Annotated in this window: 18 protein-coding genes; 4 read left to right on the top strand and 14 right to left on the bottom strand. The window is 69.9% G+C overall.

The window, feature by feature from the left end:
• Window positions 1–3: 3 nt before the first annotated feature.
• From ACQEVY_RS32165 to ACQEVY_RS32155, 3 genes are read right to left on the bottom strand one after another with little or no spacing between them, the layout of a single operon-like run.
• A complete protein-coding gene (locus ACQEVY_RS32165) occupies window positions 4–771 on the bottom strand; it encodes an enoyl-CoA hydratase-related protein (RefSeq protein ID WP_432952882.1) in 768 nt (255 codons plus the stop codon).
• A gap of 24 nt (window positions 772–795) precedes the next feature.
• Window positions 796–2,244: a hypothetical protein gene (locus ACQEVY_RS32160; RefSeq protein WP_432952881.1), complete on the bottom strand. Its 1,449-nt coding sequence runs from the start codon at window positions 2,242–2,244 to the stop codon at window positions 796–798.
• Entirely contained in the window at window positions 2,244–3,842 is a 1,599-nt protein-coding gene (locus tag ACQEVY_RS32155) for an amino acid adenylation domain-containing protein (RefSeq protein ID WP_432952880.1), read from the bottom strand. The genes ACQEVY_RS32160 and ACQEVY_RS32155 overlap by 1 nt, the downstream gene beginning before the upstream one ends.
• Window positions 3,843–4,193: 351 nt before the next feature.
• Between ACQEVY_RS32155 and ACQEVY_RS32150 the strand changes: the two genes are divergently transcribed.
• The gene (locus tag ACQEVY_RS32150; RefSeq protein ID WP_432952879.1) at window positions 4,194–6,428 is read left to right on the top strand and encodes a molybdopterin oxidoreductase family protein; all 2,235 of its coding nucleotides are present in this window, start codon (window positions 4,194–4,196) and stop codon (window positions 6,426–6,428) included.
• A 111-nt stretch (window positions 6,429–6,539) separates the two neighbouring features.
• Here the strand turns inward: ACQEVY_RS32150 and ACQEVY_RS32145 are convergent, their stop codons facing one another.
• Entirely contained in the window at window positions 6,540–8,999 is a 2,460-nt protein-coding gene (locus ACQEVY_RS32145) for a CBM35 domain-containing protein (RefSeq protein WP_432952878.1), read from the bottom strand.
• 260 nt (window positions 9,000–9,259) lie between these two features.
• On the opposite strand from ACQEVY_RS32145, the gene ACQEVY_RS32140 reads away from it, so the two are divergent.
• The gene (locus ACQEVY_RS32140) at window positions 9,260–10,285 is read left to right on the top strand and encodes a LacI family DNA-binding transcriptional regulator (RefSeq protein ID WP_432952877.1); all 1,026 of its coding nucleotides are present in this window, start codon (window positions 9,260–9,262) and stop codon (window positions 10,283–10,285) included.
• Between the two features lie 71 nt (window positions 10,286–10,356).
• The gene (locus ACQEVY_RS32135; RefSeq protein WP_432952876.1) at window positions 10,357–12,510 is read left to right on the top strand and encodes an alpha-galactosidase; all 2,154 of its coding nucleotides are present in this window, start codon (window positions 10,357–10,359) and stop codon (window positions 12,508–12,510) included.
• 542 nt (window positions 12,511–13,052) lie between these two features.
• Here ACQEVY_RS32135 and ACQEVY_RS32130 read toward each other — a convergent pair.
• The 9 genes from ACQEVY_RS32130 to ACQEVY_RS32090 all read right to left on the bottom strand — a co-directional run bounded on the left by ACQEVY_RS32130 (window position 13,053) and on the right by ACQEVY_RS32090 (window position 21,442).
• The gene (locus ACQEVY_RS32130) at window positions 13,053–13,526 is read right to left on the bottom strand and encodes a DUF6069 family protein (RefSeq protein ID WP_432952875.1); all 474 of its coding nucleotides are present in this window, start codon (window positions 13,524–13,526) and stop codon (window positions 13,053–13,055) included.
• Window positions 13,527–13,634: 108 nt separating this feature from the next.
• The gene (locus ACQEVY_RS32125; RefSeq protein ID WP_432952874.1) at window positions 13,635–14,051 is read right to left on the bottom strand and encodes a gamma-glutamylcyclotransferase family protein; all 417 of its coding nucleotides are present in this window, start codon (window positions 14,049–14,051) and stop codon (window positions 13,635–13,637) included.
• On the bottom strand, window positions 14,048–14,374 hold the full coding sequence (cutA, locus tag ACQEVY_RS32120; RefSeq protein ID WP_328771777.1) for a divalent-cation tolerance protein CutA: 327 nt from the start codon (window positions 14,372–14,374) through the stop codon (window positions 14,048–14,050). Before cutA ends, ACQEVY_RS32125 begins: the two co-directional genes overlap by 4 nt.
• Window positions 14,375–14,608: 234 nt before the next feature.
• Window positions 14,609–15,421, bottom strand: a complete 813-nt coding sequence (locus ACQEVY_RS32115) for a methyltransferase domain-containing protein (RefSeq protein ID WP_432952873.1) — start codon at window positions 15,419–15,421, stop codon at window positions 14,609–14,611.
• 166 nt (window positions 15,422–15,587) lie between these two features.
• Window positions 15,588–17,240, bottom strand: a complete 1,653-nt coding sequence (locus tag ACQEVY_RS32110) for an AMP-binding protein (RefSeq protein ID WP_432952872.1) — start codon at window positions 17,238–17,240, stop codon at window positions 15,588–15,590.
• A 51-nt stretch (window positions 17,241–17,291) separates the two neighbouring features.
• A complete protein-coding gene (locus tag ACQEVY_RS32105) occupies window positions 17,292–18,215 on the bottom strand; it encodes an NAD-dependent epimerase/dehydratase family protein (protein ID WP_432952870.1) in 924 nt (307 codons plus the stop codon).
• Window positions 18,216–18,862: 647 nt separating this feature from the next.
• On the bottom strand, window positions 18,863–19,912 hold the full coding sequence (locus ACQEVY_RS32100) for an LLM class flavin-dependent oxidoreductase (protein ID WP_432952868.1): 1,050 nt from the start codon (window positions 19,910–19,912) through the stop codon (window positions 18,863–18,865).
• 99 nt (window positions 19,913–20,011) lie between these two features.
• A complete protein-coding gene (locus tag ACQEVY_RS32095; protein WP_432952867.1) occupies window positions 20,012–20,692 on the bottom strand; it encodes a Clp protease N-terminal domain-containing protein in 681 nt (226 codons plus the stop codon).
• 138 nt (window positions 20,693–20,830) lie between these two features.
• Window positions 20,831–21,442 (bottom strand): NADPH-dependent FMN reductase, encoded by a 612-nt coding sequence (locus tag ACQEVY_RS32090; protein WP_432952866.1) that lies wholly within the window; start codon window positions 21,440–21,442, stop codon window positions 20,831–20,833.
• A gap of 304 nt (window positions 21,443–21,746) precedes the next feature.
• Here ACQEVY_RS32090 and ACQEVY_RS32085 point away from each other — a divergent pair, with 304 nt between their 5' ends.
• Window positions 21,747–22,307: a hypothetical protein gene (locus ACQEVY_RS32085; RefSeq protein ID WP_432952865.1), complete on the top strand. Its 561-nt coding sequence runs from the start codon at window positions 21,747–21,749 to the stop codon at window positions 22,305–22,307.
• Window positions 22,308–22,668: 361 nt separating this feature from the next.
• On the opposite strand, the gene ACQEVY_RS32080 is transcribed toward ACQEVY_RS32085, so the two are convergent.
• Window positions 22,669–23,733, bottom strand: coding sequence for an acyl-CoA dehydrogenase family protein (locus ACQEVY_RS32080; RefSeq protein ID WP_432952864.1), 1,065 nt, complete (start codon window positions 23,731–23,733; stop codon window positions 22,669–22,671).
• Between the last annotated feature and the right edge of the window lie 98 nt (window positions 23,734–23,831).

Genomic DNA, 23,831 nt, shown 5'->3' with positions numbered 1-23,831 from the left:
TCCTCAGCGCCCCTTGAAAACAGGCGCCCTCTTCTCCATGAACGCGCTCATCCCCTCCTGCTGGTCTTCCGTCGCGAACAGCGCATGGAATACGCGCCGTTCGAATAGCAGCCCGTCGCGCAGGCCTGTCTCCAGGGCGCGGTCGACCGATTCGCGGGCCGCCGTGACGGCCGGGCGGCCGTAAGAGGCGATGGTTTCGGCGGCTTCCGTCGCCTCGGGCAGGACCCGGTCGTCGGGTACGACCCGCGATACGAGGCCCGCCGTCTCCGCCTCGCGGGCGTCCATCGTCCTGCCCGTGAGGATCAGGTCCATGGCCTTGGCGCGGCCGACCAGGCGGGTCAGCCGCTGGGTGCCGCCGATGCCGGGGATCACGCCGAGCTTGATCTCCGGCTGGCCGAAGACCGCCGACTCGCCCGCGATGATCAGGTCGCACATCATCGCGAGTTCGCAACCGCCGCCCAGCGCATAGCCGTTGACGGCCGCGATCTTCGGCGTACGGAATCCGGCGAACTCCTCCCAGCCCGCGAAGTAGTCCTCCGCGGCCATGTCCACGGCCGACTTCCCGGCCATCTCCTTGATGTCGGCACCGGCCGCGAAGACCTTCTCCGAACCGGTGACGACGAAGCAGCCGACCTCCGGGTCACGGTCCAACGGGCGCAGTACGTCGAGGAGTTCGGCCAGCAGCTCGCTGCTGAGGGCATTCAGGACGTGCGGCCGGTGGAGTCGTACGGTGACGACGCGGCCGTGGCGTTCGATCTTGAGGGTGTTCATCAACTCCCCTTTCCGGATGGTCGGTTACGAGTCCCAGATCGCGCCGTACGCGGGAATGCCGCGCCGTTCGAGACCGTGTACGACCTGCCAGGTCAGCTTCTTGTTGGAGATGCAGATGACGGCTTCGGCGCCGAAGTCGCGGTACGCGGTGTACGCGAGCCGCACCATGTCCGGTTTGCCGTGCTGCGAGGTGTCCCAGACCAGTGCGTCCGGCTGGACGGCGAGGATCTCGTCGACCAGGTCGTCGCCGTAGGTCTTACGGGGATCGCGTGTCGCCCACACGAGCCGTGAGGGCACCTCGGCGGCCAGCAGATGGGGCAGGCAGGGACCGATACCGCTGCCGGTGGCGACGTAGATCACCTTGCTGAACAGGGTCTCGATATTGGCGACCCCGGCCGTGGTGATGCCCTTGACCCAGACCTTCGGGGGCGCGTCGTCGATGAACGAGCCCGTCCAGTCGCCCGCGCGCGAGATGGTCAGCCGGAAGCCGGGCCGGCCGGGCGAGGGCACGTTGGCGAAGGAGTGCCACTCCTTCAATGGGCTGCGGCTGATGGCGGTGGAGGACCCCGCGAAGGGGGTCACACCGTGGTCGAAACGGGCCAAGGCGACGTGCGAGGAGGGCCGTTCGATCCGTACGTCCACCTTGCGCAGCCGCAGCCAGGGCAGGGCGACGCTGAAGGTGACCACGGCCAGTATGCCGAGGGCGATCGGGCCCTGGGCGCCGAGCAGTGTGTGCGTCCAGAACAGTGCGAGCGCCGTCCAGCCGCCGAAGCGGTGGATCTTCTCGAATTGGTCGTGGAAGCGGGAGCGGAAGGGCGGCAGGGCGGTGGCGACGATGACGACGAGCAGGGCCACGAGTGCCCAACTCACCGTGATGAGCGGCGCGTTGGCGCCGTCGACGGTCACCACGACCGCCCCGGCGAGGAACCACACCGCTCCGGCCAGCGCCCCGCCCACATGCAGTCCGCCGAAGTGGTACACCTTCCCGAGCGTCCACCGCACCTTCAACGGCCAGCTCGTCGGCGCCCAAGTGGCCAGCCGGAAGAAGAGGTTGATGACGTACTGCTGCCGTACGACCACGGCAAGCGCGAGGTTCACGAGGGACGCGTAGCCGATGGCTTCGGCGCTCGGCGCCCAACTCACCGCCAGAAAGCCGAGGTTGGCGAGCAGCACCAGGGCCGCCAGGCGGTTGTAGTGCATCAGGCGGGGGTGCTTGAGGAGGCGACGGGGTGCGGAGGTGAGCGGAGGAAGCTCGGCGATATCCGCGGGAGCGGACGGGGCTCCGGCGGACGAGGCCCTGGGGGCTTCGACGGCCGAGGGCTCGACGGCCGAATGCTCAGCGGCCCGGGACTCGGCGGATGGTGCCTCGACGACCGGTGGCTGGACGGCCGGCGACTCGGTGGCCGAGTTCCCGGCGGCCGGAGGCTCGACGGACGACCTCTTCAGGGACGAGGTCTCGACGGACGACGTCATCAGGCCGCCCCCTCTCGCACGGCAGACACCTGCAGCAGAGGTGCCCCCTCGCCACGAACCGTCGCCGCGCGAGCGGCATCCTCCCGCTCCGCCGCCAGCCGCAGCAGTGCCGCCCGGTCGACCTTGCCCCGGTCCGTCTCCGGTAACGCGGCCAGTGGGAGGACCGTGGCCGGCACGCAGTAGTACGGCAGCGCGTCGGACACCGCGCGCCGGGCCGTGTCCGGGTCGACGTCGGCCGGGCAGACGAAGGAGACCAGGCTGCGGGCGTCCCGCTTGAGCGTGACGGCGCGGGTGCAGCCCGGCACCGACTCCAGTACCGAGGAGACGGAGTCCAGTTCGACGCGGAAGCCGCGGACCTTGACCTGGTCGTCCGTACGGCCGAGATGCTCGAGTTCGCCGTCGGGCGTCCAGCGGCCTAGGTCGCGGGTACGGAACATCCGGCGTCCGCCGCCGAGGAAGGGATCGGGGGCGTACCGCTCGGCGTTGAGCGCCTCGTTGTTCAGGTAGCCCGCCGATACGCAGTCGCCGCCGGCCCACATCTCGCCGACCTCCCCGATGGGCAGGGGACGCCGGTGCTCGTCGAGGACGTACACCGTGTTGTTCGGGGTGGGGCGGCCGATCGTGAGCAGCGGGTCGTCCACGTGGTGGCGGCGCATCGTGTTGACGATGGTCGTCTCCGTGGGCCCGCAGGAGTTGTGGAACGCGGACCGCCGGGCCCAGGCGTCCGCGAGCGGGCGCGGGCACGGCTCCCCCGCGACCGCCACCGTCCGGACATGGAGGCAGCCCGCCGGGTCGATCCCGGACAGCACCGTCGGCGTCGCGATCAGCACGTCCGCCGTACGGGCCGCCGCCGCGACGTCCTTGCCGCGGATGACGAGCGTGCCGCCGTGGGCGAGGCAGCCGAGGATCTCCCAGGCGGCCATGTCGAAGGCGATGTTGAGGAGCTGGGCGACCCGGTCGCCGGGGCGGATGCCGAGGTCGCCGGGGGCGGTGAGGAGGATGTTGGCGACGTTGCGGTGGGTGACCTTCACGCCGTTGGGCTTGCCGGTCGTGCCGGAGGTGAACAGGACGTAGCACCCGTCGTCGGGGCGTACGGGCCGCTCGAGCCGGACCGGCCCCGCCGGGGCGAGGTCATCGTCGTCCAGCGTGATCAGCCGGTGTCCGGTGTCAGGCAGAGGCACCCGCAGCGTGTGCTCTGTCTGAGTGAGGACGACCCGCGTTCCGGCGGTACGGATGACGTGCCGTAACTGGGCGGCGGGGGTGAGGCCGATGTCCTGCGGTACGTACGCGGCGCCGGCCTTCAGCGTGCCGAGCAGTCCGACGAGCATCGGGATGGAGCGGCGTACGAAGAGGCCGACGTGATCGCCGGGCCGTACGCCCTCCCGTACGAGTCTGGCCGCGAGCCGGTCGGCACGGCGGTTGAGCTCGCCGTACGTGATCGTCGTGCCCTGGTGCTCGGCGGCGACGGCGTCCGGAGCGGCGGCGGCCCGCCGTTCGACGGCGTGATGGACGAGGGGGTCGGGGACGGGGACTTCAGGGCCTTGGCCGAACTGCCAGAACAGGGCCCTGTCTTGGGGGGACAGATGGCTCAGGGGCATGCTTCACAGACCTCCTGGCTGTGTGGGGAGAAGGTGCCTCGGGCGACTGAACACTGACACACGACGTTCGATATACCGAACATCGTCCGAAGGTGTTGCGGGCCGCACCGCATGTGCGCGATGGCGACCCGAACAGCTTCAACGTTCAATGTGGTACGCGTCACTGGCAAAACAAGTCACATGACTGGACCGACAGCACATCGACAGCTTCTGAACAGGTTCACGACAGGAACCTCAGGCGTCGCGCTTCCGGCCCCTCACGCCGCCTGAGCCCCCGCGGGGAGGTCCCCGTGCCTGCCGTGTAACGGGACGCGTTGCGGTGCGTAACACGTGCGACGCACGCTGGACGGTATGCAGAACACCGTGACGCCCACCCACTGCCCGTATTGCGCCTTGCAGTGCGGAATGAATCTCACGCCCGAGCAGGACGGGGGCGTCGCGGTGGTCGAGCGCCCGGACTTCCCGGTGAACCGTGGCGCGCTGTGCGGCAAGGGCCGTACGGCGCCCGCGGTGCTCTCATCGAGCGTCCGCCTCACCTCCCCGCTGGTCCGGAACTCCGGTGTCCTGGAGCCCGCCACCTGGGACGAGGCGCTGGGCCGGATCGCCGAGGCGCTGTCCCGCACGCGTACGGAGCATGGCCCGGACGCGTGCGGGGTGTTCGGCGGCGGCGGGCTGACCAACGAGAAGGCGTACACGCTCGGGAAGTTCGCCCGCGTCGTGCTCGGCACCTCGCAGATCGACTACAACGGACGTTTCTGCATGTCGTCCGCTGCGGCCGGCGGGATCAAGGCGTTCGGTCTGGACCGGGGGCTGCCGTTCCCGCTGGAGGACATCCCGAAGACCGGCTGCGTCATCCTCGTCGGCTCGAACCTCGCCGAGACGATGCCGCCCGCGCTGCGCTATCTCACCGAGCTCAAGGAGAACGGCGGCAAGCTGATCGTCATCGACCCGCGCCGCACCCGGACCGCCGAGCAGGCGGACCTGCACCTCGCCCCCCGCCCCGGTACGGATCTCGCTCTCGCGCTCGGCCTGCTGCACCTGGTGGTGGCGGAGGGGCGTACGGACGAGGCGTACATCCAGGAGCGTACGAGCGGCTGGGAGGAGGCGCGGGCCGCGGCGATGGCGCACTGGCCGGAGCTGGTGGAGCGGATCACGGGGGTGTCCGTGCCTCAACTCCGGGAGACGGTACGGCTGTTCTGTGAGCCGGAGTCCGCGATGGTGCTCACCGCGCGGGGGCCCGAGCAGCAATCGAAGGGTACGGACACGGTGGGCGCGTGGATCAACCTGTGCCTGGCGACGGGCCGCGCCGGGCGTCCGCTGTCCGGCTACGGCTGTCTGACCGGGCAGGGCAACGGGCAGGGCGGCCGTGAACACGGGCAGAAGGCCGACCAGTTGCCCGGCTACCGCAAGCTCGACGACCCGGCGGCGCGCCGCCATGTGGCCGAGGTCTGGGGCGTGGACCCGGACTCACTCCCGGGGCCGGGGCGTAGCGCGTACGAGCTCCTTGACGCGCTCGGTACGGACATCCGCGCCCTGTTGCTGATGGCTTCGAACCCGGTGGTGTCGGCGCCGCGTGCCGCGCATATCGAGGAACGCATCAAGTCGCTTGATTTCCTGGCCGTTTGTGACGTGGTGCTGTCCGAGACGGCGGCCCTGGCGGATGTCGTACTGCCGGTGACGCAGTGGGCCGAGGAGACAGGGACGATGACCAACCTGGAGGGCCGGGTGCTGCTGCGGCGGCGCGCGATCACTCCGCCTGAGGGCGTCCGCAGCGACCTGGAGGTCATGCACGAACTGGCCTCCCGCCTGGGCGTGGAAAAGGGCTTCCCGACGGACGCGGAGGAGATCTTCGAGGAGCTGCGCCGGGCGAGCGCGGGCGGCCCCGCCGACTACTCGGGGATCACGTATCGCCGCCTGGCGGAGGAGAACGGGGTGTTCTGGCCGTGCCCGGCGGAGGGTCCGCACGTGGGCGACAGCAAGCCCGCTGCCCCGGCGGAAAAGCCGCTGCCCGGCGCCGCAGCACAGGACGGCGAGGACGCGGCGCTCGACCTCCTGCCGGACGACCCGGCGAGCGAAGCCGAGCCAAAGGCCGCAGCCGACGTCCACCCCGGCACCCCCCGGCTCTTCCTCGACCGTTTCGCCACGCCCGACGGTCGCGCGCGGTTCGTTGCCGTGACGCATCGGCCGCTTGCCGAGGAGCCCGATGACGAGTACCCGGTGCTGCTGACCACTGGGCGCGTTGTCTCGCAGTACCAGTCTGGGGCGCAGACCCGGCGGGTCGACGAGCTGAACGCCGCCGCCCCCAGCGCCTTCGTGGAGCTGCATCCGAGGCTCGCCGAGCGGCTCGGTGCCAAGGAGGGCGACGCCCTTGCCGTCGTCTCCCGGCGCGGACGCGCGACCGCGCCCGCGCGGATCACCACCTCCATCCGCCCGGACACGGTCTTCATGCCCTTCCACTGGCCGGGCGAGGGCCGGGCCAACACCCTGACCAACCCGGCCCTCGACCCGACATCCCGCATGCCGGAGTTCAAGGCGTGCGCGGTGCGCGTTGAGCGAGCCGACCGCTCCGCGGAGGGGGCGGTTTGACGCTGCGGGTGCGTCGTGGCTGGTCGCGCCCACGCGGCGGAGCCGCATATCGACACAGCACCGCGCCCCTGAGAGGCCTGCGGCCTCCACAGGGGCGCGGTGCTGCACCAACTAGCCCAGTACCGGCGCCAGTTCGACCCTGTCAATGTTCGGCGCCCACGCGGTGGCGTTGCCAAACGTCACCGCGTTCGCGCCCTTCTTCAAGTCGACCGGAAACCCCACCGTCCAGTAGTCGTCCCAACTCCACGTGTTCTTGAAGGTCACCTTCCGCGTGGTGTCGCCCACCGTGACATCCGCCGTGCGGGACACGATGTCCGTGTTGTACGCGTGGCCGTTGTCGCGGCGGTCATTGTTCGCGTACGAGATCACCAGCATGTAGCGCCCCGCCTTCGGCGCGTCGACCGTGAACTGCGCCGTGCTCCCCGACGAGTTGCCCAGCCACCCGATGTACGAGCCCGCCGAGGCGTACGGCGAGGACTCCAGGCGTGCTCCCCCGGCCAGGGTCGCGTCCGCGCCCTCGTACGCGAGCGTGCCCGAGGACGAGCCCGCCCCCGACACGTCCAGCGAGCGCAGTCCGACGCCCGAACCGGTCGCCGTCACCCGGTTGTTGCCCGCGACCAGGTACAGCCGGAGCGCCCGGTCGGGCGGTGCCGTCACCGACTGGCCGTGCAGGGACAGCTTCACGGCCGCCGAAGCCCGCGAGGTCAGCGTGTAGTAGCCGTCGCGCGGCGCGTACACGTCGAAGACCGCCTTGTCGCCGGAACCGAGCCGCAGCGTGCCCGTCCCGGTGCCGGCCGAACTCCCGTAGTCGTACGTCGGCTTGCCCGAGATGTCCGCGAGCGTCGCCTCGTACCGCGCCGAAGGCGTCGTGCTCGCCGTCAGGTCGACGCGGTCCAGCGTCACCTCCTTGCTGTCCTTGGCCAGCGTCAGCGTGTGGCTGCCCGCCGTGAGGGAGACGGGGACGGTCTTCAGGGCGCGGTACGTCCAGTTCTCCGTCGAGGGATACGTCACCGTCGTCGCCGGACCGCCGTCCACGGAGAGCTTCTGCGTGGCGGGCGTCCCGCTCTGGTTGCCGTACAGGATCCCCAGGTCGTACGTCCCCGTGCGCGGCACCGAGACCGTGAAGTCCACCTTGCTGGAAGCGGTGTTGAGCGAGCCGACATCCTTGGTGCCGGAGGCGGCGTACCCGTTGGCGTTGGACACCGTGCCCTGGGTGTAGACCTGGCCGCCGGTCATGGCCGCGTCCTCGGCCTCGTACGACGCCGACCAGGGGACGGACGGCGTGGCGGGCGTGCCGGAGCCGGCCGGGTTGAGGACGACGCGGTACGCCGACATCTTTCGCATCCCGGTGAGCGGAACGGTGACCGTGCCGTCCTTCGCCACCTTCAGCTTCACGCGCTTGAGCACCTGAGGCGCCGCGTGCGCGCCCTCGTACCCGGACCAGGCCGCCTCCGCCACGGTCGCGGTGACCGAGGACCCGAAGACCTTGCGGTCGACGCTCTTGACGACGACGTCCGCGTCACCCGCCGCGCCGCCGAGCACCACCTGCGCCTGCCGACGCTTCGTGTCGTACGAAGCGAGGCCCTGGAGTGTGTCGATGGTGTTGGCCTGCGGCGGGGTCACCTTGACGGTGTCGCCGGTCAGTCCCGCGTACCAACGGAACAGCCACCAGCCGCCGTTGGGGATGTTGGAGCGCACGACATGGCCGCTGAGATTGCCTGCGGCGTCCCAGTACGCCATGTTGCCGTACACCTTGTTGCGCTCGAGCATCGAGACCCACTGCACGAGTTGCCCCGGCACGGACAGGTCGCGGCGGTTGGCGTACTCATCGATGTTGATCTTCAGCGGGGCGATGCCCAACTCACGCTCGATGGAACGGTAGTTGTCGTAGTGCCCCTGGAAGTCCCGCAGCGAGCCGGAGCCGAGCTCGTGCCAGGTCATGATCTGCGGAAGTACGTTCTCGCGCTTGGCGAAGGCGAGGAAGTCCGTCAACAGGCGTGTGTGGTACGCGGCTTCGTTCGGGCCCGCGATCCTGGCGTCCGGGTCGATCGCGCGGATCCGCTGGTACACCGTCTTCCAGTCCTTGAAGAACCGGTCGCGGTTCTTCTCGTACGTCGCCTGGTCCGCGACGCCGAGGTTGTACCAGATCTGGTCGGGCTCGTTGAACGGGATGTAGACGAAGCGGTCGCTGTTCGGGGCGGCCGACACCTCCTTGGCGATCTTGTCGACCTTGGGGAGGTAGTCGTCGATGCCGAGATCCTCGTACGGCCACTTGGCGTAGATGTCCTGCATCATCACGTTGATCTCGCCGCCGCCGTTGCGGAAGAACGACTTGGAGACGGTGATCGCGTCCCCGTTGGGATGCTGGGCGCCGCCCTCCGGCTTCTGCGAGATGCTGGTGACCTTCAGAGGCTCGAGCGCGGCGTCGCTGGGCACGCCGTCGTCACTGAGCCCGTACAGCGCGCCGTTCGCGCCGCGCATCACCGGCCCCTCGGAGTCGGCGAGGTCGACGGAGAGGCGGGGCGCCGCCCGTTCCGCGCCTTGGGCCGCGGACATCTGGGCCGCCGACATGGCGCCTCCCATCAGTGCGAACGCGAGGACCGTGGTGGTCCACCGTCTGATCCCTGTGATCCCTGTGATCCCTGTGATGCCTTTGGTCCCTTGTGTCGTGCGCGTTCTCCGAGTCATCCATCGGCTCCTGGACTCTTGTGTGAACGATCACATCAGCGCATGATTCTCCCGCCGCAGTACCATCTGTCAACACCTGTTGCAGCAATAAGCAGCGATAACACTGAAGTAGCCAGTGCAGTAAACAGGGAGTGACCGTTCACATGAGGAGCGTTCAAGAGCCCACCATCAGGGACGTCGCCCGCGCGGCCGGCGTCTCGTACCAAACCGTCTCGCGCGTCATCAACGGCAACGAACGCGTCGCCGAAGCCACCCGCCGACGGGTGCAGACCGCCATCGGCGAACTCGGCTACCGGCCCAACCGGGCCGCCCGCGAACTCGCCGGCAAGGCGGTCCGCTCGCTGACCGTGCTGACCTCCGACACCTCCCTGTACGGCAACGCGGCGGCGCTGCGCGGCATCGAGGAGGCGGCGCGCACTGCGGGCTTCGCGGTCTCCATCAGCGTGCTCGACCGCCACGCGGCCCTGGACGCCGAGGAGTTGCGGGCCCGGCTGGTACGCCCGGGCGAGCCCGTGATCGTCATCGCCTTCGACGCGGCGGGCGTCCGGGCGCTGGAGCTGCTGCCCTCGGACGTACCGGTGACCGCGCTGGTCGAGCGCCCTCCCGGCGACGACCCGGACCCCCGGCACGTCTGGCTCGACGACCGCCTCGCCGCCACCCGCGCCACCCGCCATCTGCTCGGCCTCGGCCACCGGACCGTGCACTGCCTCGCTCTCCCGTCGTCCACGGCACGAACCGCACAGCGGACGGAGGGCTGGCTGGATGCCTTGCGGGAAGCGGGAGTTGACGCGCCCGCGCCGGTCGAGGGCGGCTGGACACCGCGCTCCGGTCACCTCGCGGCGCGCACGCTCCTAGAACGCCACCCCGACGCCACCGCCGTACTGTGCGGCAACGACGACCTCGCGCTCGGAATGCTGCGGGCGGCACGGGAGGCGGGGCGCCGGGTGCCGGACGAGCTGAGCGTCGTGGGCTTCGACGACACGCCCGCGTCCGCGTACCTCGCCCCCGCGCTGACCACGGTGCGGCTGGATTTCGAGGGGCTCGGGCGTACGGGTTTCGGCTTGCTGCATCGGCTGCTGGATCCGTCGGCTCCGGGGCAGGAGCCTTGTGCGGAGCCGGAGTTGATTGTGCGGGAGAGTACGGGGCCCGGTGGCAGGGGTAACGGTTGACTTGTTGGCTTGAAGATCACGGCATCACGGCACCAGGACATGAGTCATCAGGGCTATCGCGGGGAGATCGGGTGACGCAGGACCACGGCAACGGCGTACGGCACTTTCGCTGGGGGCATTCGGAGCTTGCGGTCGACTTCGACTTCGGCGAGTCCGGTGAGACGGGTGAGACCGGCGGGGCCGCTTGGGCCGCCGGTGTCGGCGGGGACTCGGCTCGGCTGCTCCAAGTGGGGCGGCCGGGCGATCCGGAGCCCAAGGACGAGGATGCCGAGATCCGTGCCGCGTTGCCGCTCGTCGATCTGGTGTTGGCCGGTGAGGGTACGGGATTTTCGGGGCCGCGGTTCACGGGGACGGCGCTCGGGCCACGGCTGAAGTACCGGGCGCATGCCGCCACGTACGACGACGACGGCTGGCACCGTCTGACCGTCGAACTCCACGATCCCGCAAGCGAGTTGGTGGTCTTCGCGGAGTACACCTCGCCCGACGGGGTGCCGGTGCTGCGCTCCCGGGTGCGGCTCCGCAACGACGGCTCCGCGCCGGTCACCGTGCGCTCGGTCAGCAGCCTGCTGCTGGGTGCCCTGCCCTCCCCCGACGACCTGCTCGTGTTCCGGGCGCGCAACGACTGGCTCGCCGAGTGCCGTTGGTACGCCGAACCGCTGCGGGCGTCCGTGCCCGACATCGGCCGGGACGTCCACGAGCACGACAGCCGGGCCTCGGTACGCCTGTCCGGGCGGGGCAGCTGGCCCACCGACGGGCACTTGGCGATGGGTGCCCTCAACCACCGTACGGACGAACGCAGTTGGCTGTGGCAGATCGAGTCCGCGGCGAGCTGGGCCTGGGAGGCGGGGGAAGCCGGCGGGCACACGTACCTGACACTCGGCGGGCCGACCTCGGACGAGCACGGCTGGCGTGAAGTCCTTGAGCCGGGCGGGGAGTTCGGCAGCGAGTGGGCTGCACTGGCCCTCGGTACCCGCTTCGACGGAGCGCTGGCCGCGCTGACGACGTACCGCCGTCTCGTCCGCCGCCCGCACCCCGACCACGAGCGGCTCCCCGTCATCTTCAACGACTACATGAACACGTTGATGGGCGACCCGACGACGGAGAAGCTGCTGCCGTTGATCGACGCGGCCGCCTCGGCCGGGGCGGAGTACTTCTGCATCGACACCGGCTGGTACGACGATGACGCGGCGGGCTGGTGGGACAGCGTCGGCGCCTGGCTGCCGTCCGCCGGGCGGTTCCCTGGTGGGGGGCTCGGCGCGGTGCTCGACCGTATCCGCTCGCGCGGGATGGTGCCGGGGCTGTGGCTCGAGCCGGAGGTCGTGGGCGTCCGCAGCGCCGTCGCGCGCTCGCTGCCGGATGAGGCGTTTCTGCGCCACGAGGGGGGCGTGCGAGTCACCGAACAGGGCCGTCATCAGCTGGACTTGACGCATCCGGCGGCCCGGGCGCACCTCGACGAGACGGTGGACCGTCTCGTGGGTGAGTGGGGTGTGGGGTATCTGAAGCTGGACTACAACATCACCACGTCCGTGCCGGGGTTGCTCTCGCATACGCGGGCGTGGCTGTCCTGGCTGTCGTCGGTCCTTGACCGCCACCCGTCGCTGGTGATCGAGAACTGCGCGTCCGGCGGTATGCGCATGGATGGCGCGTCCTTGGCGGTGGCTCAGCTGCAGTCCACGTCCGACCAGCAGGACCCGCTCCGCTATCCGCCGATCGCGGCGGCGGCGCCTACGGCTGTGCCGCCGGAGCAGGGGGCTGTGTGGGCGTACCCCCAGCCCGAGTTCTCGGACGACGAGATCAACTTCACGTTGGGTACGGCGTTGCTGGGGCGGGTGCATCTGTCCGGGCACCTCGACCGGATGTCGGCCGGGCAGCTGTCGCTGGTACGGGACGCTGTGGCGACGTACAAGTCGATCCGGGATGACCTGCGGTCGGGGGTGCCGTTCTGGCCGCTTGGGTTGCCGGGGTGGGGGGATGGGTGGGTGGCTTTGGGGGTGCGGGTGCCGTCGGCGAGGGTGACGTATCTGTCGGTGTGGCGCCGGGGCGGCGAGGCCGAACAGACGCTGTCCGTGCCGCACTTGGCGGGTCGGGGGGACGTACGGGTGGAGGTCCTGCACCCGTCGGTGCCGACCGGTACGGCGGAGTGGGATGAGGAATCGGGGTCCTTGCGGGTCGCGCTTCCCGCGTGTCCGGGGGTGCTGTTGGTGCGGGTTGCCTCCGGCGGTTGAGCAGGGGGGGCCATTTTGGCTGCGGCGCCATTGTGGCTGGTCGCGCAGTTCCCCGCGCCCCTGAGGTACATGGTGGGTGCGGGGCCGCGTCGGGGGTGTCCGTCCTCGGACCGGCGCGCGTTGCTGTTGGCTGGTAGAGGGTGCTCGGGGTGGCGCGCCGGCCGCTGCGGGCGCACACCCCCGCCCCGTCCCCTTGCCGCCGCGGGCGGCTGCGGGGCCATGGGGGTGCGGGCTTTTCCGGGGCCCTTGCTCGTCGGGGTGCGGGCAGTCGCAGGTCCTTTAGGGGCGCGGGGAACTGCGCGACCAGCCACGACGCGCCCGCAGCCGCGACACGAGTGTCACCCACCACCCCCTGGCGGGGGGGCCTGGGGCGCAGCCCCCCACGCGGCGGAGCCGCAAATTGTTACAGCCGGGAAGGGGCGGGGCTGGGGATCGACCCCGTTGATCACGCCGCCTCGATACGCCCCCACCCCACCCGCCCGTAGTGGCACCCTCGGTATCGCCGAGGGTGCCACTACGGGCGGGTGGGGTCGTCCCCTTCGTCACCGGTGGTGCTCGGCGAGGCGGCGGGCCAGTACGGGGATGATTACGGCGGCTGCGACCACGTGGGACGCGGCCAGGATGATCTGGGTGGACGTGGCGGTGTGCGGGGCGGCGGCCGGGCCGGCGAGGGAGAGGGCCGTGAGGGCGACGGTGATCGTCACGAAGGTACGGGCGGGACGCTTGGCCCAGCGGGCGAGAACCACCGCGAGGACGATCCCGGCGATCGACCAGAACACCACGCCTCCGGCGAAGCCGCCGACCGGAATCTCCGCGGCCTCCTTGGCCCCGGGACTGGCCGCCTCCATTGGTACTCCGACGCCGCGAGCGATCAGCGCGAACACTTCGGTCACAACGGCCCCGGCGAGCGTGGCCAGCACGCCGACCAGCCACACGGGCCGCGTGACGAGGGACCGGATCGAGGAGGGGGAGGAGGACTGGGCGATGGTCTGGGTCTGGGGCGTGGTCGCGGTCATGGCTCTGACTCCTGTTTGTCGTACGGGGGTTGGTGTTCCTTTCGTAGATGTAGACCGGGGTGCGTCAGAAAACTGAGCGGTGATTGGACGACAGTTTTTGCTCGCCCCTCAACAAGCCCGCGCCCGCCAGTCCCCGCCCTCGATGAGCTTGCCGCGGGCGCGCAGGCGTGTGGCGACGGTAGGTGCGGCCACGTACACCCAGGCGTCCACACTCGTGCCGTCCTCGCGGATCACGTTCCGGGCCACACGCTCGTACAGGTTCGCGGGATCCCCCGGCGCGTAGTCCTCCAACCGGTCGAGGGTGAGCAGGAGTTGGTCGTAGCGCTCGGGTGCGGGAGTGATCAGCTCGCCGGAGACCATGCCGCCGGGCTCCTCGACGGCGTACGGGTAGCCGGGGCCCTCGTACAGCACCGCCCCCGCCAGTCGGCCCGGCACCTCGGACACGGTGTGCCCGAGCAGGAAGAGGTCGTGGTTGGGCTCTCCGGGGCGCAGCGTTCCGTACACGAAGATGGGTGGACGGCTCACCCCGCCGTCTCCTGCTCAAGCCACTCCAGATACGCCGCACTCCCCCGCACGATCGGTGTGGCGATGATCTCCGGCGTGTCGTAGTCGTGTGCCTCGCGCAGGTACACCTCGAGCTCCGCGTACCGCGTTTCCGTGGTCTTGAAGAGCACCTGCCACTCGGACGCGGTCTCGATCTCTCCCTTCCAGCGGTAGACGGACGTGACCGGTCCGGAGATCTGCGCGCAGGCGGCCACGCGTGCCGCGACCGCGCCGCGTGCGAGTGCGTCCGCCTTCTCCGGGGCGTCGGTCGTGGTCAGGACGGTGAGCCAGTCGGGCATGGCCATGATCGATCTCCTTTGCAGACCTTCGCAGAACGATTCTCGCTCCTCACACGAACGGCCGCTTCGGGCTTACCTCCGGGGCGACGGCCGTACGCCGGGAAGCGCGGGCGTCACACGGGTGTCCGTCCCTGCGTCCTCCATGTCGTCCGCGGTCGCCTCTCGCAGGCTCGGCACCTCGCCCTTCGGGTCGGAGACTGAGGCGGCCTCGCATGCACTCCCGACCGAACGGCTCCACCCCTACGACGCCAGGCGGGCCGTGGTGACGAAGAAGGTCGCCGTCGCGGTGAAGGCGTTCCGGCGAGAGAGATCGCTCAGGTCGTCCTTCCACCGCTCCGCCGCCTCCTCGCTGACGGCGCCCTGGGCGAGAGCCGCCGTCAAGGCCGGCTCCAGTACCACGCCGAACGCGGACGCGTGGTCGTTCAGAGCCGCCATGACGGGAACGACCTCGATGTCGGTGAATCCCGCGTCGGCGAGGTGGTAGGCGCTGTGGGTGCCGGCGTGGGGATTCGGGACGGCTGAGCAGAACGCGTCCTTGACCGCGTCGGTCGTCTCCGGGATCCGCGAACTCAGCACCATCGACCCGAGATCGGGGTCCGCGAGAACGATTGTCCCGCCCGGCCTCAGCACCCTGCGGGCCTCGGACAGTGCCTCGGCGGGATCGCCGAAGTGGAGGAAGGTCCGCTCGGACCGGTACCACGACAGTTCACCGTCCTCGAACGGCAGCTCGAAGGCGCTGCCCCTGACGACGCGACAGTGCGGGAACCTGGCCAGGGCCGCGTCAACCATGGCCTGGCTGCTGTCGACCCCCACGGCGTCCTTTCCGAGCCGTACGAGATCCGCGACGGCGCGGCCGGCGCCGCACCCGATGTCCGCTCCCTTGCCCTCGGCGGCATCCAGGGCGCGGTAGGTGATTTCCCGCACTGCGCGGCCGCTCTCGCTCTCCTCCATCTTCTGCAAATAGGCGATGAAGTCCTCGGGGACGCCGGACGAGTCGACGTCGTGGAAACGTGCGGCAAGGCTTTCGGCGGTGCGTGGTCCGGTGGTGTCCACGTGCTGATGTCTCCTGTCAGGGGGTGCCTGATGCTTCAGTGCGGATAGCGCTTGTCGATGAGCCGAATCAGCTCACGTGCTACGTAAGTTCGGAACAAGGCCTGGTAGTCGGGTCGCCCGGGGATGATTCTCCCGGGCGACCCGAGCCTCATGGCGCAAGGACCCCTTAGTCAGCTGCGCGGAGCTGAAGCCGTTCCCGGAGCAGGTTCTTCCGCACCTTGCCGGTCTCGTTGCGCGGCAGTTGGGGCAGGAGTTCCAGGCGGGACGGCTGGCACCATTCGCTCATGCCGAGCCCGCCGAGCCAGTCGCGCAGGCCCTCGAGGGTGGGCGTCCGCTCCCCCGGGACGACGACCGCGCAGGCGAGCTCGCCGCCGTGGCCGTCCGGGTAGCCGACCAGGGCGACATCCCGTACGTCGGGGTGGTCCAGCAGTGCCGACTCGACGTCACTGACCGGGATCATGATGACGCCAATCCGGTCTTCGGCACGGCCGTGCAGCCGGATGCCGCCGTGGCCGTCCGGTGCCGCGAGGTCACCGGTGTCGTACCAGCCGTCGTCGTGCTCGGCGAGCACGGTCAACCGACCGTCATCCCGGCCCCAGGTGGCCAGACACAGCGAAGGGCCGCGGACGAAGAGACGCCCGGGTTGGTCGTCGCTGATCGGGTGGTCGGCCCGCAGGTCGATCTCATGGCCCGGGGCGGGGCGCCCGACGGTGTGGCCGGCCAGCTCCGGGTGTTCTCCGGAGCGGGTGAAGACATTGGCGCCCTCAGTCATGCCCCACCCCACATCCAATGGGATTCCGAAGGTCTCGGTCACCCGCCTGAACAGCGGCTGCGGGACCGTGGTGCCTCCCGCGCGGATGATCCGCACGGTGGGCAGCCGCAGCGAGGTGCGTTCCATCGCGTCGATCAGGGTGGAGAGGAAGACGGGGACGATGACTATCCAGCTGACCTGGGCCTCGGCCAGGAAGGGAATGACAGCCTCCGGCTCCCAGCGGTCCGTGATGACCGCGCAGGCCCCGCGGTGCAGCGGCATGAAGATCCCCATGGTGAGGCCGACGATGTGCGTCGCCGCGTTCGGTGAGTAGACGCGGCTGGCGGGGCCGATTCCGTCGGCGGCTGCGACGGCGGCATACCAGGCGTAGCAGGTGTTCATGGTGTGCAGCACGGCCTTCGGCTCGCCGGAGGTGCCGGAGGTGAACAGCACCAAGGAGACCCGGTCCGGGTCCACGACGGACGCATCCGGCAGGGTGCTGTGCTCTGTGTGCTCGAAGTACTCGCGGAAGTCGAGTTCCCCGTCGTCCCCGTCGGCGGTTCGCTCGCCGAGCACCACACGGTGGCGCAGTGCGGGCAGCCGGTGGGCCATCTCGGCCAGCGCCGCAGCGTGTTCGAAGTTGTCCCACCGATCGATGGTCACGCAGACGACGGCATCCAGCCGGCGGAGCATCCGCTCCAGCTCACGGGGGCGGAACGCGCACATGATCGGCGCGGCGACGGCCCCGAGCCGGGCGCAGGCCAGTACCAGCGGTCCGACCTGCCAGAGGTTCGGCAACTGCATCGCGACGACCTGACCGCTGCGCACCCCCAGCGCGTGCAATGCGCCGGCGAAGCGGTCCACATACTCGGCGTACTGCGCGTAGCTCAGCTGCAGGAGGCCCCGGCCGGCCTCCGACACAAGAAGGGCGGGGGCGTCGGGAGTCTCGGCACGCCACCGCGCCAGGTCGTCCAGGATGGTGTCAGCGCGCCAGAGGTCCTCCTTGCGGTACTGCTCCACGGTGGTGGCGGAGGGGCGCAACCTGGGGATCGGGTTCACAATTTCCACTTCCAATAAGGTAAATCCGTAAGTTTATTTCGTTTGGTTCCGTTGGGCCGGTCATTCCTGGCCCAGCCCGTCGCGCCAGCTCGGCCGCAGCGGCTTCCAGCCCAGCGTCGTACGGGCCCGGTCGTTGGACGCGCCGTGTGCCGCGGTGAGTTGATGGGTCAGGTACCAGCCGAGCATCCGGGGTGCGAGCTCCGCCGGGATCGTGCGCGGGGACGGGCCGGCCAGCACCTGGGCGTAGTGCGGCAGCCACTGCGCGGCCGGGGCCGGGTCGTCGTACGTCACATGGAACACCCCGATGGCATCCGATTCGACGGCAGCGACCGTGGCCCCCACGGCGTCCTCCACGTGCAGGAACGACATGATCCCGGCGCCGTCCCCGGGCAGCGGGAGCTGTCCGGCCAGCACGGCTTGGGCAGCCCCGCCGGTACGGGCATACATGGTGCCGGGGCCGTACAGCGTGCCGTACCGCAGCACCACGCCGGCGAGCGGCCCGCTGTCCAGAACCAGCCGCTCCAGCTCGGCGACGGCCCGTACGGTGGCAGCCCAGCCGGGGTCGGGGGCGTCCACGTACAGCGGCGCGTCCTCGTCGACGACGGGAACCGAAGCCGGGGCGGCGGCGAAGGCGATGGACTGCGCGACCAGCCGCCGCGCACCGGCCGCCCGGGCCGCCTCGATGAGGTTGGCGGTGCCCTCGGTACGCAGCCGCGCGGTCAGCGCGAAGGCCGCCACAGGGTCGTCGCCCAGCAGCCGCAGCGCCGACATCTGATGGACGATCACCTCGGGCCGGGCAGCCGACACCGCCGACAACACGGCCTCGCGGTCGAGGGCGTCGGCGACCACGACGTGGTCCGCCTCCGGGGCCCGCTCCCGCGATTCCTGGCGTACCAGCGCGCTCACCTCGTGCCCCCGTGCCCGCAGCGCGCCCACCAGGGGGTGTCCGATCACTCCGGTGGCCCCGGCGACGAGAATGCGCATGGTTCAGTCCTCCGTATTTGTGTAGAGAGGGGAGTGGCGACCCGCATCAAACGAAATAATTTGCCAGTTATCAGCATGAGTAATGCGCCTTCCGGGCCCAGCGACCGCACGGCAAGGACCGGCAGCGACTTCGAGCGAAACATTACGGAAAGCCGAGCCACTGCACCCCATCACCTGTGCCCGAAAAGCGGTGGTCCTATAACTTTCAAGCCTTGCCACGCATCAGCATTCCCCCCGTGATCACTCGTTGACAAGGCGAAGCCGCTGGTAAATTTTTATGCCAACCGCCGCATGATTATTGATAATAAATCGACAGGAATGCCAGCCTTGACGACGCCGAGCAGGGGTGTTCGTGGGCTATTATGCGGAAATTAGCGAGGTGACACGTCGCTGTATGCTCTGCACCTGTTTGGGAGACCTGTCCGCACCCATAACTGCATCGGATATTTTGCGGCTGTTGTGATGCGCAGGGGGCGCCTATTCCTTTCCCCCCGCGCGGCCTCCTCCCGGTTAAAACGTACGAGTCCATGGAGCACGGTGATGATCGCGCGGGGGCATTCGGCTGCGAAATCGAACCGGACCGACCCCGTCCCCTATGAGTGAGCCGTCCGGGAGCCTGGATCAGCAGTTCGGCAACCGGTGTCCGGTCACGCGAACGCCGGCATCATCCGCTCCCGAATGAGGCGGAGCTGGGTGTTCACGTCTGCCACCTCCGCCAGGTCACGGCCGGTGAAGGCCTTGACCAGGGCGCGGTCGGTGAGGGCGCAGATCATGTGGTTCACACCGGTGGGGGCGATCTCGCGTTGAATCTTGTCCCGGCATTCCTCGGGGGTGCCCGCTATGGAGAGGCGCTCGGCTATCTCCGGCGTCGTCAGTTCGATGCCTCGGGCCAGGTCGCCGGCGGCGATGGCGTCGATGATCGGTTTGAGTTCGGTCGGGTCGACGCCGTTGCGGCGTAGTTGTTCCTCGGGCATCGAGGAGGCGTAGATGCCGACCATGCTGCGTGCCGCGTCCTTGGCGGCGGCGGAGTCGGGGCCGGTCGCGAAGACGACCCAGGCGCCGATGTCCAGGGACTGCCAGTCCTTGCCGGCACGCTCGGCCCCGGCCCGGATGTGCCGCACCGCGTACTCGTACGCCTCGCGCTTGTAGCTCAGCGCGTGATGGCAGCCGTCGGACAACTCCCCTGCCGCTTCGAAGGACTTGGGCCCGCGCATCGCCCCGAGCTTCAGCGGCACCCGGCTCTGGACCGGTCGCGCGAACGTGAACAGGCCTTCGTACGAGGCGAATTCGCCGTCGTACGAGATCGTCCCCTCGTCCAGCAGCGTGCGCACCACATGCAGCGCTTCCTTGACGCGGGACAGCGGGCGGGTGCGGGCCCAGTCGATCTTGTACTGAGCGAGGAGCCCGAAGTTGCCGCTGGAGAGCACGGCCTCCGCGCGTCCGCCGGACAGTTCGTCGAGTGTGGCGACGGCCTGGGCGATCAGGGTCGGTTCGCGGAGGGTTATCGGTGAGACGCTCGGGCCGAGGCGGATGCGGCTGGTCTGCCCGGCGGCCGCGGCGAAGAGGAGCCACAGGTCCTTGTGCCAGGTCTCGTCGGCGGCGTAGCAGGCGTGGAAGCCGAGTTCATCGGCGAGTTTGATCGAGTCCAGGGACTCCGTGAGCGGGTAGTCGGGGAGCAGCGCGTAGCTGAACTTCACGATGTCACCTTCCGAAGAGGGGGACGGCGGTCAGTACGGGTCTCTCCATGAGGATGGGAAAAACGGCGCCCAACTGTCCAGCGTTTTCAAGCCCGTTGGCTACCCCTCGTCCGGTGCGGCCGTCGTGAAGCCGGCCTCGGCCAGTACCGTCGCCGCCACCCCACGGCCGACCCGGCAAAGACCCCTCAGCAGGTGGTCGCAGTCGATGAGGGCGGAGCCCGCTTGTTCCTCCGCCAGGGCGATGGCCTTGCGGGAGTAGGGAGTCCAGGCGATCCGTTCGGCGGCTTGCGAGGCGCCCATGCTCAAGTGGGCCTCGACCGAGCGGTGTACGACGTCGGGGGCGACTCCGGACGCCTCGAGGAGCCGGGTGGCGCTATTGGGCTTCGCGGTGAGGCCCCACAACAGGTGCTCGGTGCCTATGTAGTTGTTGCGGTGCTGCACCGCGGCCCGCTTGACGTGGGTCATCGCCTCGCGGAGGTCGTCGGTCATCGTCTCGGGGGCGTATCGCTTGTGTGGGGCGTGAAAGCGCTGCTGCACCGCCTGCCGGGTGACGCCCAGGGCGGCCCCGATGTCGGTCCACGAGCAGCCATGCATCCGGCAGTGCTCGACATAGTCCTCGACCAAGTCGTCCGCCAGGGCCTGCAGTTGGCCGGAAAGCTGCGCGGCCACGGTCAGCAGGGCGAGCCAGTCCGGCTGCTCCGTACCGCCGCCGGGTCGGTGTGCGGTGTCGCAGGTGCGGTCGACTTCCGCGATGAGTTCGTCCAGGTCTGGGAGAGGCATGAGGCAAGTGCGCCTTGACAGTTGGGGATTGTCAAGGCGCACTTGCCTATCCGCCGGCGCAAGGAGCGAAAACGCGTCACTCGCCGTCAGGGCGGTCGGGACCGTCGGAACCGTCGGGCGGCCGACAGCCCGTCACCGTCATCCCGCGTACGGGCGTACCTTCTTCGCCTCCCTCAACGTCCGTCCCCACCACTCCAGTTGGTCCAGCATTCCCTTCGCGGCGGCGTTCGGAGTCGCCGGGTCCTTGTGGCGGCCCTCGTCGTCGAAGTGGGCGCCCGCATTGTGGAAGGAGACGGTGTCGCGGACGGTGACGGCGTGGAGTTCGGCGAAGACCTGGCGGAGGTGCTCGACGGCGCGGAGACCGCCGGAGAGTCCGCCGTACGAGACGAAAGCGACGGGCTTGGCCTGCCACTCGGTGTAGTGCCAGTCGATGAGGTTCTTCAGGGGGGCCGGGAAGGAGTGGTTGTACTCGGGGGTGAGGACCACGAAGGCATCGGCGCCGGCGAGCTTCGGCCTGACCTTCGCGAGCTCGGCGGTCACCTCGGCGGACGGCGAGTGGGACAGGGCCGTCGGCAGTCGCAGGTCGGCGGTGTCGACGACGTCGGCCTCGATGTCGTCGCGCTCGCGGATGCGGCCCAGCAGCCATTCGGCGACCACGGGGCCGAAGCGGCCCTCGCGGTTGCTGCCGATGATGAGGGCGACGCGGATGGGGTCGTCTGTGGTGGAGTGCGTGGGGTTCATGGAGTTCATGGGGACAGGCTCGTATCTCAACCAAAGTTGAGGTCAAGTGTTGCGGGGCCGCTTGCCGGGACCACCCGATCGGGCCACCGGTGGAGCCGCTCATCGGCGAGTGCTGGTCACCCGTTCACACCCGCGCCCCACGCCCCGCCGATACTTTTTGCTCGTACGTCCGTGACCTGCCGAAACGCTATCGGGCACCCTGGCCGCCGCCGCCGCTGACACCCGTTCTGACGCCTCATCAGGAGGCGTTCCGGGCGGAGTGGCACTTACCTCGACAGTGCAGGGATGCGACCGAGGTGGAGGAGCGAGCACGATGCGCACAGGGCGTCTGCTGACCGGTACCGGGCTGGCGCTCGCCGCTGCGGGCCTCCTCGCCGCGCCCGCCTATGCGCAGGCGTTCGCGTTCGCGCTCGGCTCGGACGCCGGTCCGCTGGAGGTGTACCCGGCGACCGTCGCGCCTGGTGCCGAGGTCACGGTGAACACGGCGTTGTGCGGTGCGGACGGGGCGATGACGGGGGACGCGAGTGCGGTCGGCGCGGGGGCGTTTGCGCTGACGCCCAGCGTGCACGAGCGGAACGCGGTCGGGCGGTTCCGGGTGCCGGCGTCTGCGCAGCCCGGAACGTACGAGATTGTCGCGCTCTGTTCCAGCGGTACGCGGCTGACGGGGGATCTGGAGGTCGCGCTGGCCCATGTGAAGGGGGCCGAGGAGGGGGCCGGGGAAGCGGTGCGGCCGCGAGGGGGTGTGAAGACGGGGGCCGGTGGTGCGGTTGGCTCCGGCCCTGTGCAGGCTGCGGCGGGAGTGACGGTGGTTGCCGTCGCCGCCGTGGGCGGTACCTGGTTCCTGGTTCGCCGGGCGAGAGGCGACGGGGCCTGACGGACACCTCCGCTGTCCATCGGTACCGCTGTCCCCTTCCCCTTCGGGTCCGATGCCCCTCGCGGCCCGCGGGGGAGGGGGTTTTCTTTCCCCAGCCCCGCCCCTTCCCGAAACTGGGGGCTGCGCCCCCAGGCCCCCCGTTGCCTCCGGCGGGGTGGGGGCGCCTACGGCGGGTGCGCGCCTACCGCGGGTGGGTGGGGTGCTTACCGCGGGTGGGTGAGGTGCCTACAGGGGTGGGGTGTTGGGGATCGTGTCGCGGCTGCGGGTGCGTTGTGGCTTGGCGCGCAGTTCCCCGCGCCCTGATGGGGCGCTCCCGGAGCCGCCAGCCGCCATGCTCGCCCGGGGGTGGTGGCTTCCATGCTCATGATGTTGCTGCAAGGTCCGTGCCGTAGGCCTCGGTTGCGAGGTATGGGTTCATGTGGGGGTGGCGGCTGGCGACGGCGACGTCTCGCCAGTAACGCTGAAGCGCGTTCGCGGACTTGAAGCCGCTCGCGCCGTGCAGGTCGAGCATCCGGTCGACCGCGGCTCGGCAGTCCCTGGCGGCATCCGCGAGGTCCATGCGCAGGCGGGGGCCGTCGGTTTCGGACAGTTCGGTCGTGTCTGCCGCGCGGGCGACCGTGAGCATGGTGTTCTCGGCGCGGTTCACTAGGTGGGTCGCCTCCGCCAGCCAGTGCCGGGCACCGGGAGACTCGCCCATCCGGAAGTACTGGGTCATGTACGGCTTGCGGTCCGAGGCGAACATCTCGTTGACCACGTCGAGCGCGCCCTTGGCGGCCCCCACCACCGGGCCGAGCGTCGTCATCGAGTACAGCATCAGGTCCCCGACGGGGAAGGGGGACCCCGGCACGACTCGATCGGCCGGCACCAGGACGTCCTCGGCGACCAGGGTGTGGCTGCCCGTGCCGCGCATTCCGGCCATGTTCCAGTCCCGCTTGATGGCCAGGTCGGCAACGGGTACGACGGCGAAGGAGAACTCGCCGTCCACCATCAGACCGAGCCCGGCCCAGGCCGCGTCCTCACACCCGGAGACGTTCGGCCAGCGGCCGTTGACGCGTACGCCCTCGGACACACGCTGGCCCTGGGCGCTGGGGGCTCCCGCTCCGCAAACGAGCGCGTCGGGGTCGGCGAAGACCTCACGCGCCGGCGCGGCCGGGAAAAGCCCGGCGATGAGGCTCTTCCCGACCACGCATGTCCCGGCGACCCATGCCGTGGAGGGACAGGCTCGGCCCAGCTCGGTCAGGCGCCGGGCGACGGTCTCCGCGCCCGCCCAGGCACCCCCGTACTCGCGCGGCGTCCGCAGGGCGAAGACCCCGTCCTTGCGCGCGGCTTCCAGGCTTTCCGGGGCCGGCCGATCGTTCTGTTCCGCGTTCTCGGCGTGGGCACGTAGGACCCGGGTGGTCTCGTCCTCGGTGGCGTAATCGATCACCCCACCGACCCAACCAGCGACCACGCGTGCCGGACCATACGTGAGCCGCCCTAGTTCATACGCGGCTGCCCCTCCCGGCGGTTGAGCAGGGCGCCTGC

Source organism: Streptomyces sp. CA-288835, from assembly GCF_050936385.1.
Classification (GTDB): Bacteria; Actinomycetota; Actinomycetes; order Streptomycetales; family Streptomycetaceae; genus Streptomyces.
The sequence above is the reverse complement of the archived record's forward strand: the minus strand, read 5'-3'. Positions and strand labels throughout refer to the sequence as shown.

Coding starts and splice junctions, on each gene's coding strand:
- ACQEVY_RS32140 (WP_432952877.1), top strand. CDS start 9,260: ATGAGGAGCGTTCAAGAGCCCACCATCAGGGACGTCGCCCGCGCGGCC.
- cutA (WP_328771777.1), bottom strand. CDS start 14,374: ATGGCCATGCCCGACTGGCTCACCGTCCTGACCACGACCGACGCCCCG.
- ACQEVY_RS32130 (WP_432952875.1), bottom strand. CDS start 13,526: ATGACCGCGACCACGCCCCAGACCCAGACCATCGCCCAGTCCTCCTCC.
- ACQEVY_RS32165 (WP_432952882.1), bottom strand. CDS start 771: ATGAACACCCTCAAGATCGAACGCCACGGCCGCGTCGTCACCGTACGA.
- ACQEVY_RS32085 (WP_432952865.1), top strand. CDS start 21,747: ATGCGCACAGGGCGTCTGCTGACCGGTACCGGGCTGGCGCTCGCCGCT.
- ACQEVY_RS32150 (WP_432952879.1), top strand. CDS start 4,194: ATGCAGAACACCGTGACGCCCACCCACTGCCCGTATTGCGCCTTGCAG.
- ACQEVY_RS32155 (WP_432952880.1), bottom strand. CDS start 3,842: ATGCCCCTGAGCCATCTGTCCCCCCAAGACAGGGCCCTGTTCTGGCAG.
- ACQEVY_RS32145 (WP_432952878.1), bottom strand. CDS start 8,999: ATGTCGGCGGCCCAGATGTCCGCGGCCCAAGGCGCGGAACGGGCGGCG.
- ACQEVY_RS32090 (WP_432952866.1), bottom strand. CDS start 21,442: ATGAACTCCATGAACCCCACGCACTCCACCACAGACGACCCCATCCGC.
- ACQEVY_RS32105 (WP_432952870.1), bottom strand. CDS start 18,215: ATGCGCATTCTCGTCGCCGGGGCCACCGGAGTGATCGGACACCCCCTG.
- ACQEVY_RS32160 (WP_432952881.1), bottom strand. CDS start 2,244: ATGACGTCGTCCGTCGAGACCTCGTCCCTGAAGAGGTCGTCCGTCGAG.
- ACQEVY_RS32095 (WP_432952867.1), bottom strand. CDS start 20,692: ATGCCTCTCCCAGACCTGGACGAACTCATCGCGGAAGTCGACCGCACC.